Here is a 13,130-nt window from a genome sequence, read left to right as displayed (position 1 = left end):
GGGCCGATGCCTCGCGAGCCCTGCGAGGATCTCGCGAGACGAAAAGGCTCGAACCGATGTCGATCACCAGCGCGATCAACACCGCCACGACCGGCCTGCAGGCCGTCCAATCCCAGATCGGGCTGGCGTCGCAGAACATCGCTAACGTCAACACCCCCGGCTACAACAAGCGCATCCAATCGACGGTGAGCCAAGCGCAGGCGCCAAACGTGAGCACCAGCGCGGTGACGCGTGTGCTCAATGCCACCTCGTTGAAACAGCTTCGCCTGGAGACCTCGGGCGCGGCCTATACGGGCATCACCGCCAACGTGGCGACGCAGATCGATTCCCTGTTCGGCATCCCCGGTTCGAGCTCCTCCCTCGACGGGCTCCTCAACAGCTACGTCAAATCCGTCCAGACCCTCACGGACGATCCCCGCGTGAGTTCCGTGCGTACCGCGGTGGCGAACAATGCCGCCGCCCTCGCGGGCAGCCTCGTTACCATCTCGAACGGTATCCAGGCCCTGCGCACGGGCATGGAGACGCAGCTCGGCAACGATGTGACGGCCGCCGATGGCATCCTGAAGAACATCGCCCAGCTCAACCTCAAGATCATGGCTGCGAAGGCCAATGGCGGAAACCCCGACCTCCTCGACCAGCGCGACCAGGCCATCAACGATCTGTCCCAGTACATGGATGTGCAGGCGGTGGAGCAGAACGATGGCTCCGTCACGGTGATGACCCAGTCCGGCCTCACGCTCGTCGATCACACCACACCGGCCAGCCTCCAGTTCGACGGCGCCGCGGCCCTGAGTCCTCTCACCGTCTATTCGGAAGATCCCACCAAGCGCACCATCGGCACCATCACGGCGGTGACGCCCGGCGGCGCGCGGATCGATCTCATCGCCGCCAACGCCCTGCGCTCCGGTTCCCTCGCGGCCGCGGTGAACGCCCGCGACGTGACCCTCGTCGAGGCCCAGCGTCAGGTCGACGAGTTGGCGGCCGGCTTGGCGCAGTCCACCACGGACCGCACCGTGAGTGCTGCGGGCGGCACGGGCATCGACATCTCGGGGTTGAAGAGCGGCAACCGCATCGCCCTTTCCCTCGCCGATGGGACGAAACTCGTCCTCGTCGCCTCGAGCACCGGCGCCCCGAGAATCCAGTCCGGCGATGTCGATTCCAGCACGGCCCTGCCCCTGAGCTTCAAGCTCGGGACCGACGCCGACATGCAGACCGCCATCGGCACGGCGCTCGGCGCGAACTACGCGGTCACGGTCACCAACGGAAAACTCACGATCACCCGCGCCGCCGCCGCGCCGAACCCGGCCGTCACCACGGTCGGCGTCACCACCACGGTTCCGGCCAATGCCGCCGACACGAAGACCGGCGATACCGAGTTCGCCCTGTTCGTCGATTCCGGCAGGAACGGTGAACTCTACACCGGCGATTTCGACACGGGCTCGCAGCTGACGGGTTTCGCTCAGCGCATTGCCCTCAACGCGGCGGTCAAGGCCGATAACAGCGCCTTCGTCGTGGCATCGTCCACGACGGAGTCGAGCGATCCGACACGCCCGCAGCGCATTCTCGATGGGCTCACCACCAGCAGCCGCACATTCTCGGCGGCGGTGGGTATCGGCGGTGTCCGCGCGCCCCTGACCACCACCCTGGCGAATTTCACCCAGCGCGTCGTTGACACCCAGGGGGCGAATGCCGCCGCGAGCCAGAGCCTCGATCAGGGCCAGCAGATCGCCCTCTCGACCGCTCGCGGCCGCTACGCGAACGAGTCCGGGGTCAAGATCGACGAGGAAATGGCGAATCTGATCCAGCTTCAGACCGCCTACGGCGCCAACGCCCGAGTGCTCACCGCCGCCCGTGACATGCTCGACACCCTCATGCGGATCTAGAGCGTTTTCTTTCGCCGAGCCGGCATCCTGTTCCGCGGACAATGCTCTCCCGGGCAACGCGTCCGCCATCGTCCTCGCTTATCGCCGAACCCTCTCCCCCTCCGAGATCGCGCCCATGACGATTCCTCCTTTCGCGGCCGGTAATTACAACACGGCCTTGAACGCGCAGCGCCTGCTCGCGAGCAAGAGCAGCCTCGATGCGCTGACCACGCAGATGGCCTCGGGCCGCACGGCGGAGACCTATGGCGGTCTCGGCGCGTCCCGGACCCTGAGCCTGAACGCGAACGCCCAGGTGGCCCGCCTCGAAGGGTACGGCGACAACATCACCACGGCCTCCAATCGCATCAACCTGGGTTCGAAGAGCCTGCAGACCCTGGCGACGACCACGTCGACACTCTCCACGAGCATCGCCAATGGAATGGCGAATACGAGCTCGCCGTCGGCGCGCAACACCACCCGCCTGATGGCCGCGAGCAACCTCGATCTCTTCGTCGACACCCTGAATCAGAACTACAACGGCACTTACCTCTTCGGCGGCCGTGCCACCGATGCACCGCCGGTCGCTTCGTCGACTTCGATCCTGAACGGTGACGACACCGGCGCCGGGCTCAAGACGGTGGTCGCCGAGCGCAAGCTGGCGGATGGCACTGCCGGAACGGGCAACCTCCTCATCCCGGCCCCAACGGGAACGCCAGCGACGAAGATTACGATGTCGGAGGGGGGAAGCACGGCTAACCGCGCAAATTTCGGCTTCATCCTCGGGGCTGTCACGAGCTCTAACACCACCGCCATCAGCAGCACGGTCGACACTGCCGCGGCTGCGCCGACGACAGCCCTGACGTTCGCCGCGCAGCCGAAGGACGGCGACGTGATCCGGGTGAGCGTCAACCAGGCTGATGGCAGTCAACTCCTGGTCGATTACACCGCCAGGACCGTCGCGACGGGAGCGGCCAACGAATTCGTCATCGGCGCGAGCCCAGCTGCGAGCGCCACCGCCCTGAAAACGGCGCTCGGGACGAGCCAGATCGCGGCCGTGCAGAGCCAGAATCCGCCCGGCGTCGCCGTGTCCTTCACGGGCGGGGCGGCTGCCAGCACCTCCCTGACGGTGAACCAGAACCCGAACGACGGCGACACCGTCACGGTGACCCTCGGCCTGCGCGACGGCACCAAGACGACCCTCACCCTGACGGCTCGGACGACATCCGACGGCAGCGATCCCTCGGTGTTCGTCATCGGCGCCGACGCGGCCGCCACGGCGACCAACCTTCAGGCCGCGCTTCAGAAAACGGTCGGGGGCAGCGCCGCGACGACCCTTTCGGCTTCATCCGCCGTTCTGGCCGCGAAGGACTTCTTCGCCGGCACGAAGTCCGCCGCTTTCGCGCCCCGGCGCGTCGATACGGCCAATGGCGGCTTCGTCAGCAACGCAGCCGGCAGGACCGTGATCTGGTACAAGGGAGACGAGAGCCTCACCGACCCGCGTGGGACGGCCACGGCCCGGGTCAGTTCCGGCCTCTCCGTCGATATCGGTGCGCAGGCCAACGAGGCCGGGATCCGCAATGCGATCACCGGCGTCGCCATTCTGGCGAGCGAGGAATACGCCAGCACGAAGAGCTTGAGCGACACGACGCTTTCCGCTGCCGACAGGACTCAGGCCCTGAACGAGCGCAACCGCTACTCGGCCATGGCCGACCAGGTCACGGCCCTGTTCAAGCCGGCTCAGGACGATCAGGGGATCAGTCAGGTGGCCGCCGAACTCAGCCTCGCTTCGGCCCAGATCGGCAATGCCAAAACGCAGAACGGCGCCCTCCGGGCTCAGCTGCAGAACACCATCGACGGAACCCAGTTGATCTCGACGGAAGAGGTCGCGACCAAGATCCTCTCGGTGCAGAGCCAGCTTCAGGCCAGCTACCAAGTCACGTCGATGCTGTCGAAGCTGTCGCTGGTCAACTATCTGTAAGAGGAACGGCGGGTATCGAAGTCTGGGCAATCGAGGGCGCGTGTTGGATCGTGATCCCCTCGAGCGTGCCCGGTGACGAAGCGGGCGTGATGGATAGGCTGATGGCGTCCCTTGCCGGGAGGCCCATGCTGCACCTGCACGCCCGCTTCGTCGCATTGATTCCCTGGTTGATACCGCCGTTCGTCCGCCGATCTGGCGTCATGCTCAGGCTGCACCGATCGGCGCGATCTTGGGGATCAAGCCCCCGGGCAAATGGGCCGAACGGCAGCGCCACGGGCGGCGTGGGTTGGGCGCGGCCACCGATGGTGCAGACCTTATTCATTTCGGCAGCCTGCTTGCGCGTTTGCCGAGATCCACGATCGGGCGGAACTCGGCCTGTCGGCCTTGATGCGCGGCTCCGAGCGTTCGGCGTCGGACAATTCGCGACGCCACCAGTCCTCGCCCTTGTCAGGCACTCTGCAGAACCCAATGTCCCAAGATCAAACGGACAGGGTCTGACACGCACGCAATGACGCAAACCATGACGCCCGGCGAAGCCCGGCTCCAGGCGATGGCCGCTCCCGAGGGCGACATCGCGGCTTCGACCCATACCCTCGTGGTCGGGCCGTATCTCGGGCGGGTGGCCCAGCGCGGGGCCGGCGGGCCGAACACCGCCGAAAGCCTGCGCTCGAACGAGGCGCGCCTCGACGAGGCGGCGGGGCTCGCGGCGGCCATCGAGCTCGATGTGATCGAGACGATCTTCGCTCCGGTCCAGCGTATCCGGCCGTCGACCTATCTCGGCAAGGGCCGGGTCGAGGAACTCGCCGGCCTCATCAAGGCCCGCGAGATTGGCCTGGTGGTGATGGATTGCGCCCTGTCGCCGGTGCAGCAGCGCAACCTCGAAAAGGCGTTCGGCTGCAAGGTCATCGACCGCACCGGACTCATCCTCGAAATCTTCGGGCGGCGCGCCTCCACCCGCGAGGGCACCCTGCAGGTCGAGCACGCCCACCTCGCCTACCAGCGCAGCCGCCTCGTCCGGTCCTGGACCCACTTGGAGCGCCAGCGCGGTGGCTTCGGCTTCCTCGGCGGTCCGGGCGAGACCCAGATCGAGGCCGACCGGCGGATGATCCAGGAGCGAATGACGAAGATCGAGCGCGAACTCGACGGCGTCACCCGCACGCGCGGCCTGCACCGCCAAGGCCGGGCGCGGGTGCCTTACCCCATCGTGGCGCTGGTGGGCTACACCAACGCCGGTAAGTCGACCCTGTTCAATGCCCTCACCAAGGCGCAGGTGATGGCGCAGGACATGCTGTTCGCCACCCTCGACCCGACGGCGCGGGCGACGAAGCTACCGCACGGCGAGACCGTGATTCTCTCCGACACCGTGGGCTTCATTTCGGAGTTGCCAACCTCCCTCATCGCGGCCTTCCGGGCCACCCTGGAGGATGTGATCGAAGCCGATATTCTACTGCACGTCCGCGACGTCTCGCACGGCGACAGCGAGGCCCAGGCCGAGGATGTCGGGTCGGTGTTACGCGAACTCGGTATCGAAACCACCGCCGCCCGGATCATCGAAGTCTGGAACAAGGCAGATCTCCTCGACGAGGGCGAGCGCACTCGCCTGCTCAACCTCAGCGCCCAGGGTCGCACGGACCGGGACAGCGACGCCCCGATCCTCGTCTCGGCCTTGACCGGCGAGGGGCTCAGTGCCCTGACGGGGCGGATCGAGGCCCGCATCGCCCGCCAGCGCTCGACCTTCGCGGTGGTGCTGCCGCCGGAGGACGGGGCAGGGCTGCACTGGCTCTACGAGAACGGTGAAGTCCTGGATCGCCGCGAGGAAGAGGGTGGCACTATGCACCTCGCCTTCCGCATCGCCCCGGAAAAGGAGCCGCGCTTCCTCAACCGCTTCGCGGGTGCCCGCCGCCTCAACCGGGCCGGCTGACGCTTCGATCGTGGGATGCCGAAGGGATCATCCCTTCGGCGGGGGGCGGCCGGAGGCCGACATTTCGGGGCTCCGCCCTGGACACGGGAAGGGCTGGCCCTTCGAACCCATGTTTGAACGAAAGAAGCCGCGCCTCCCTCGGGAAGCGCGGCTTCTTTCGTCGCGAGAACCGCGAGCCCGAAGGCTCGCGGATATCGGATCAGTACTTGCGGATGATCGGGGCCGGAGCGACGGCGGCGACGGCGGTGGGCGAGTACAGCGGAACGATCAGGCGGAACCAGCCTTCGACCGTGTCGGTGCCGCGCACGGCGTTGGCGACCGTGGTGGCGACGTAGGCCTGGGCGGTCACGGGTCCGAAGTCGTAGCCGATGAGACCACCGACCGAGAAGCTGCCGCGGTTGCCGCGGGCGAGGCTGAACTGGCTGATGTCGAAGTTGTAGGTGCCGTAACCGATGGCGCCGATCTCGAACTTGCCGAACTTCTTGGTCGCGGTCAGGTCGAGGTTGAGCGAGTCGGAGATGTTGAACGGACCACGGGTGTTGCCGAAGCCGAAGGTGTTGGTGCCACCGAACGAGGCCGGCGAATCGTAGATGTTCGCGGTCAGGTTGGCGGTGAGATTCCAGCCGTCGCCGGTGTAGCTGGCGGCGACGCCCATGCGGTAGGTGTTGGAGGCGAGCTGCCCCAGGACGGGGGCGCCGAGGAGCTGGCCGCCGTTGCTGACGAGGACGCCACGGCCGGCGTTCAGCTCGTTGAGGTAGACACCGCCGAGCAAGCTGACGCCGAAGTTGTTGCCGAGGTCGAAGGCCCAGATGCCGCCGACGAAGGTACCGACGTTGATCGACAGGTCACGGGCGCCGTTTACACCGCTGTTCTTGCCGAAGGCGAACACGGTCGGGGGGGCGACGAGCAGCTCGACGCGGCCGCCGAGCGGAACGAACGGGGTCGACCACACGAGCACCGGAATGTTGACGCCGACGTCGACGGCGCCGGGGCCGGTGTTCTCGTTGCTGCGGTAGACGAAGGTGTTGAGGGCGTAGATGCCCTCCGGCAGCGGGGCGCCGGTGGCGAGGCCAACCTGCTCGCCGGGAACCGTGGTCGTCTGGGCGAAGGCGGCGGTGGCGGACATGCCGACCGAAAGCGCCACCGCTCCGGCGGCGAGCCAGTTCTTGATCATGTGTCAGTCCTTCCCAAGGATTTCAGGCGGGCGCCGCGTAGCCTTCCGCACCATTCTGCCGGTCCGCCGCTTTTGGAGCGGCGTGTTCCCGTTGGTTTGGAAGGCCCCCCTTGCGGCCCGAATTCGGTCTCAACGAGGGGAACTATTCTACACCTCGCCTCGAAATGACAGGGCGTTGCACTGAAACGGGGCAGTTCCAAACTGACCGTTGCGCAAAAGTCGCAATCTGGCTGCGGTGCAACAGTGCGGCTTGTTAACCTTTGTGGCTGCGGTCACGCGACCTCATCTCGACCGACCGGAACGATAACGCTGGTGCGACAGGTGGTTGGATGGTGGCCGCGTTTCGGGAGAAAACGGAAATTCACGCTGGGCGATTGCGCAGGCGTTAACCTTTGGTTCGCCACGCCTGGAAGTGGTCTCGCGCTGCGAAATCCGATTTTTCCGATTCCGGAGCCTGGCGGCGTGACGGAACCCCGCCATCGGGACCCCGACACGGCGAGGGCCGGCGAATCGTCCCCGCGCGCGCCGGACCACGAGGTCCGAATGGCCGTCCCGGTTTCGGTCTAGACGGTCGTCTTGCGGCCCTTGGCGGTCGTGGGCGGCGCGGGCGCGGCGGGCCGGCGCGCCAGAACATCGCGCAGGAAGCGGCCGGTATGGCTCTTCTTCGATTGGGCGATCTGCTCCGGCGTGCCCGCGGCCACCACCATGCCACCGCCGTCGCCGCCCTCCGGCCCCATGTCGATGACCCAGTCGGCGGTCTTGATGACCTCAAGGTTGTGCTCGATCACCACCACGGTGTTGCCCTGGTCCACGAGCTCGTGAAGCACCTCCATGAGCTTGGCGACATCGTGGAAGTGCAGGCCCGTGGTCGGCTCGTCGAGGATGTAGAGAGTGCGGCCCGTGGCGCGCTTCGAGAGTTCCTTCGACAGCTTCACCCGCTGGGCCTCGCCGCCCGACAGGGTGGTGGCCTGCTGGCCGACCTTGACGTAGCCGAGGCCGACGCGGGCCAGGGTCTCCATCTTCTCCCGGATGGTCGGCACCGCCTTGAACAGCTCGGCGGCCTCCTCCACCGTCATGTCGAGGACATCTGCGATGGAGCGGTCGCGGTACTTCACCTCCAGGGTTTCGCGGTCGTAGCGCCGGCCCTTGCATACGTCGCAGGTGACGTACACGTCGGGTAGGAAGTGCATCTCGATCTTGATGACGCCGTCGCCCGAGCACGCCTCGCAGCGCCCGCCCTTGACGTTGAACGAGAAGCGCCCGGCCTGGTAGCCCCTGGCCTTGGCCTCGGGAAGTCCGGCGAACCAGTCGCGGATCGGCGTGAAGGCGCCCGTATAGGTCGCCGGGTTCGAGCGCGGCGTGCGACCGATGGGCGATTGGTCGATGTCGATGACCTTGTCGAGATTCTCCAAACCCTCGATCCGCTCGAACGGGGCGGGGTGTTCCAGGGCGCCATTGAGGGTCTTGGCCACCGATTTGTACAGGGTGTCGATGACCAGGGTGGACTTGCCCCCGCCCGACACCCCTGACACGCACGTGAAGGTGCCGAGCGGGATGTCCACCGAGACGTTCTTGAGGTTGTTGCCGCGTGCGCCGATGAGCTTGAGCGTCCCCTTCTTCGGCTTGCGCCGGGCGGTCGGCACCCGCACACTCATCTCGCCGGTGAGGTACTTCGCCGTGAGGGAGGCGGGGTTCTTCAGCACCTCCTCGGGCGTACCCTGGGCGATGATCTGGCCGCCGTGGATGCCGGCACCGGGACCGACATCGACCACGTAATCCGCCTGCAGGATCGCGTCCTCGTCGTGCTCGACGACGATCACCGAGTTGCCGAGGTCGCGCAGGCGCTTGAGGGTGCCCAGCAGACGCTCGTTGTCGCGCTGGTGCAGGCCGATGGAGGGCTCGTCGAGCACGTAGAGCACGCCCGTCAGCCCGGAGCCGATCTGCGACGCGAGGCGAATGCGCTGGCTCTCGCCGCCCGACAGCGAGCCCGAGCCCCGCGCCAGGGTGAGGTAGTCGAGGCCGACATCGATCAGGAAGGTGAGGCGGTCGCGGATCTCCTTCAGGATGCGGGTCGCGATCTCGTTCTGCTTGTCCGTGAGTTTCTCCGGCAGGTCCGAGAACCAGCGGTGGGCCTCGCGCACGGACAGGGCGGTGATCTCGCCGATATCCTGCAGGGCGACCTTGACGCAGAGGGCTTCGAGCTTGAGGCGCTTGCCCTGGCAGGTGGCGCAGGGTGTCGCGCTCATGAACCGCGCGATCTCTTCCCGCGACGTGTCGCTCTCCGTCTCCTTGTAACGCCGTTCCAGGTTCGGGATCACACCTTCGAACGGCTTGTTGACCTCGTAGGCGCGCATGCCGTCGTCGTAGGCGAAGCGGACCGAGTCCTTGCCCGTCCCATGAAGGATGACGCTGCGCGCCGCCTCGGGCAACTCGGCCCAGGGTACCGTCGTCTTGAATTTGTAGTGTCGCGCCAGGGCATCGAGGGTCTGGCCGTAATAGGGCGAGGTCGATTTCGCCCAGGGGCCGACGGCGCCGCGCTTCAGGCTGAGCGTCACGTCGGAGATCACGAGTTCCGGGTCGATCCGCATCTCGTGGCCGATGCCGCCGCAGGTCGGACAGGCGCCGAACGGGTTGTTGAACGAGAACAGGCGCGGCTCGATCTCCGCGATGGTGAAACCCGAGGTGGGACAGGCGAAGCGCGACGAGAACGTGATTTTTTCGCGCGCTTCTTCGCCTTCGGGCGCATCGGCGAATTCGATGACCGCGATGCCGTCGGCGAGGTCGAGGGCGGTCTCGAACGAATCGGCGAGCCGGGCAGCGATGTCGGGCCGCACGACGACGCGGTCCACCACCACGTCGATGTCGTGCTTCAGCTTCTTGTCGAGCACCGGCACGTCGTCGATGGCATAATACTCACCGTCGATGCGCAGGCGCTGGAAGCCCTTCTTCTGGAACTCGGCGATTTCCTTGCGATACTCGCCCTTGCGGCCCCGCACCACGGGGGCGAGCAGGTAGAGCCGGCTCTTCTCGGGGAGGGCCAGCACCCGGTCGACCATCTGGCTCACCGTCTGGCTCTCGATGGGCAGGCCGGTGACGGGCGAGTACGGGATGCCGACGCGCGCCCAGAGGAGGCGCATATAGTCGTAGATCTCCGTCACGGTGCCGACGGTGGAACGCGGGTTCTTCGACGTGGTCTTCTGCTCGATGGAGATGGCCGGCGACAGCCCGTCGATCTGGTCGACATCGGGCTTACCCATCATCTCCAGGAACTGACGGGCATAGGCCGAGAGGGATTCGACGTAGCGGCGCTGGCCCTCGGCGTAGATCGTGTCGAAGGCGAGCGACGACTTGCCGGAGCCCGAGAGCCCCGTGAACACCACCAGCCGGTCGCGGGGGATCGTGAGATCGACGTTCTTGAGATTGTGCTCCCGGGCGCCCCGAACGGAGATGACGCGGGACTCGCGGACCCCGTCGAACAGCTTCTCGATGTCCGCCTCGATGGCTTCCGCGCTGGCTTGCCGGGCGGCGGCTTTGGCTTTGGCCATGGGGTCTCTTCGAAGTCGGCTCGCGGCGGGAGCCCAAGATCCGTTTGGGCAAGGTCCGGTCGGGTAGCCCCGCATGTCGGGCGGCGAGGCCCCCGGGGCAAGGTGCCGTGCACACCCCGGCGACGAATGCTCCGGGGGGAGGGATCCCCGAACGGTCGTGCCGAGCACCGAGACCGTTCCTAGAACAAAGTAAGTACAGCGACAAGATTGCGGTTTGGGACGGCCATTCGGCCGGGGCCGGGTCGGGTACCGACCATCTGTCGAGCACGCATCCTCGCCCGGGACTTGGAAACTGCGTTGGCTAAGCCGTCCGCGCGCCGCACCGCAGAGCATTCGATGCGCTTTGAAATTTCTCTCAAAAGATGTCGGCGCACGGCGCTGAGGCGGTCCAAGATTGTTTCCGCTATGTCGCTGAAACTCTCCGATCATTACCAAAAGAAATCGCTTGTTCGGAACGGCGAATGCTCAGAAAATATCCGAAAATGCGCAAATGATAGGCATGTTTTTACGCGGAAACGATGCGTTTACACTTACGGACGAGGGTGACGGGCTTCCGGATCCAGGCAGGCTTTCCTCGATGCTTCGCAATGCCCTCGCGTCCCTCCGGGGCCGTATCCTCCTCGTCGCCCTCGCCCCCTGCCTCGCTTTCGCCGTCGTGGCCGGTCTGGCGATCTCGGAGCGGATGGCCGAGCGCGGCCGGATGGTCGCGGTCGAAGCCCTGCTCGATCTTGGAGGGCAGGTCGGGGGCTTTGTTCATGAAGTCCAGCGCGAGCGGGGCGCGTCGAGCCTGTTCCTCGGTTCGAAGGGCACCCGCTTCCGGCCGGAACTCGATGCCCAGCGCCTGCGCACCGACGCGAGCCGGACGCAGCTGATGGATGCCTATGCGGCGGCGGCGTCGAAGGCGGGCAGCGACGCGAACCTGACCGCGCGGGGCGCGGCCCTCACGGCCGCCCTTGACGGGTTGGCGGCGCACCGCAAGGCCGTGGACGGCCTGACCCGGACCCCGCCCGAGAATCTCGCCGTCTATACGGGTATGATCGGCAAGGCCCTCGACCTCGTGCGCGAGCTGTCCGGCATCGTCGTCGATCCCGCCCTCATCACACGGGCGTCGGCTTACTCGGCGTTCCTGTCCCTCAAGGAACTCGCCGGGCAGGAACGGGCCACGGCGTCCGGGATCTTCGGGGCGGGCCAGCTCGACCTCGCGGGCCTGTCGCGCCTCGCCGCCCTCGGGGCCGGTCAGGCCACCCACGAGGGGTTGTTCCGCCTCTCCGCCGAACCGGCCCAGATCGCGCTCCTCGATACCGTGGCGGCGAGCCCTGCGGCCCGCGAGGTCGAGCGCCTGCGTGGGATCGTGCTCACGACGATCCCGGGTCAGCCCTTGCGCTTCACCGACGCACCGGCCTGGTTCGGCGTCGCAACCCAACGCATCGACGCCCTGAAGGGTATCGAGGATCGGTTGGCGGAAGACCTCGCCCACGCGGCCGCCGCCGCGCGGTCGGGAGCGGAGCGCGCCGTCACCCTGTGGGTCGCCGCCAGCCTCGCGACCCTGGCCCTGTCCTGCCTCGTCGCCTTCGGGTTCGGCACCGCCATCGCGCGACCCCTGTCGCGGATCGCCGACGCCCTCACGGCCATCGGGCAGGGCCGAAGCGCGGGTGCGCTCCCCACGGGCGGCGCCCGCGAGGTCCGGGCCATCGCGGCGGCGGCTGCGACCTTCAGCGACAGCCTCGCGGAGCGCCGGCGTATCCGCGCCGAGGCCGACGAGCTGGCCCAGGCGGCTTCCACCGAGCGCCGTCAGGCGATGCTCGGCCTCGCCGACGGGTTCGAGGCCCGCGCCGGCCGTATCGTCGCGGCGGTGTCGGCCGCCTCGACGCAGCTGGAGGCCGCCGCCCACGCCCTGTCGCAGACCTCCAGCGAAACCTCGCGCCTCAGCGGCGCCGTGGCGCAGACCTCGGGAGAGGCCGCCGCCAGCGCCGACACCGTGGCGGCGGCGACGGAGGAACTGAGCGCCTCCGTGCGCGAGATCGGCAGCCGCGTCGAGATGTCGGCCACCGTGGCGGGCGAGGCCGAGCGCGACACCGCCCGCATGGGTGACGATATCCGTCGACTCGCCGGCGCCGCCGGCAGCATCGCGGAGATCGTCGGCCTGATTTCCAGTATCGCCAGCCAGACCAATCTGCTCGCCCTCAATGCCACCATCGAGGCGGCGCGGGCCGGCGAGGCGGGCCGGGGTTTCGCCGTGGTGGCGGCTGAGGTGAAGGAACTCGCCAACCAGACCACCCGGGCCACGGACGAGATCGCCGCCAAGGTCGCGGAGATCACGGGGTCGACGGCGGCCTCGGTCGAGACCATCGGGGGCATCACGAAGGTGATCCAGCGTCTCAGCACCCTGTCGCAAGACATCGCCGCGGCGGTGCAGCAGCAGGACGCCGCCACTCGCGAGATCGCCCGGACCACGGTGCACACGTCGGAAGGCACCCGCCGAGTGTCGACCCACATCGCCGGCGTGAGCGCGGCGGCGGACTCCGCCCGCACGGGCTCGGATCAGGTCCTCACGGCCGCGAGCGACCTCGCCCGGCAGGCGGCGGCCTTGCGTGACGAGGTCGACGGGTTCCTCGCCACGGTTCGGGCGGCCTGAGGGGGCACAGGCTGG

General features: G+C 67.4%; 6 protein-coding genes. 4 read left to right on the top strand and 2 right to left on the bottom strand.

Going from position 1 to position 13,130, the window contains the following annotated elements; all coding sequences use genetic code 11:
* Positions 1–56: 56 nt before the first annotated feature.
* The 3 genes from flgK (at position 57) to hflX (ending at position 5,761) form a co-directional block, all read left to right on the top strand.
* Positions 57–1,883: a flagellar hook-associated protein FlgK gene (gene flgK / locus BM249_RS04530; protein ID WP_091969424.1), complete on the top strand. Its 1,827-nt coding sequence runs from the start codon at positions 57–59 to the stop codon at positions 1,881–1,883.
* Between the two features lie 115 nt (positions 1,884–1,998).
* On the top strand, positions 1,999–3,840 hold the full coding sequence (locus tag BM249_RS04525; RefSeq protein ID WP_091969422.1) for a hypothetical protein: 1,842 nt from the start codon (positions 1,999–2,001) through the stop codon (positions 3,838–3,840).
* Between the two features lie 508 nt (positions 3,841–4,348).
* On the top strand, positions 4,349–5,761 hold the full coding sequence (gene hflX, locus BM249_RS04520; protein WP_091969420.1) for a GTPase HflX: 1,413 nt from the start codon (positions 4,349–4,351) through the stop codon (positions 5,759–5,761).
* Positions 5,762–5,960: 199 nt separating this feature from the next.
* Here hflX and BM249_RS04515 read toward each other — a convergent pair whose 3' ends face one another.
* Both BM249_RS04515 and uvrA read right to left on the bottom strand, forming a co-directional pair.
* Positions 5,961–6,935, bottom strand: a complete 975-nt coding sequence (locus BM249_RS04515; protein ID WP_091969418.1) for a transporter family protein — start codon at positions 6,933–6,935, stop codon at positions 5,961–5,963.
* Positions 6,936–7,498: 563 nt separating this feature from the next.
* Entirely contained in the window at positions 7,499–10,480 is a 2,982-nt protein-coding gene (uvrA, locus tag BM249_RS04510; protein WP_091969416.1) for an excinuclease ABC subunit UvrA, read from the bottom strand.
* A gap of 577 nt (positions 10,481–11,057) precedes the next feature.
* Between uvrA and BM249_RS04505 the strand changes: the two genes are divergently transcribed.
* The gene (locus BM249_RS04505; protein WP_091969414.1) at positions 11,058–13,115 is read left to right on the top strand and encodes a methyl-accepting chemotaxis protein; all 2,058 of its coding nucleotides are present in this window, start codon (positions 11,058–11,060) and stop codon (positions 13,113–13,115) included.
* Positions 13,116–13,130: the final 15 nt, after the last annotated feature.

Source organism: Methylobacterium gossipiicola (assembly GCF_900113485.1).
GTDB lineage: Bacteria > Pseudomonadota > Alphaproteobacteria > Rhizobiales > Beijerinckiaceae > Methylobacterium > Methylobacterium gossipiicola.
This window is presented reverse-complemented; position numbering and strand designations above follow the sequence as displayed.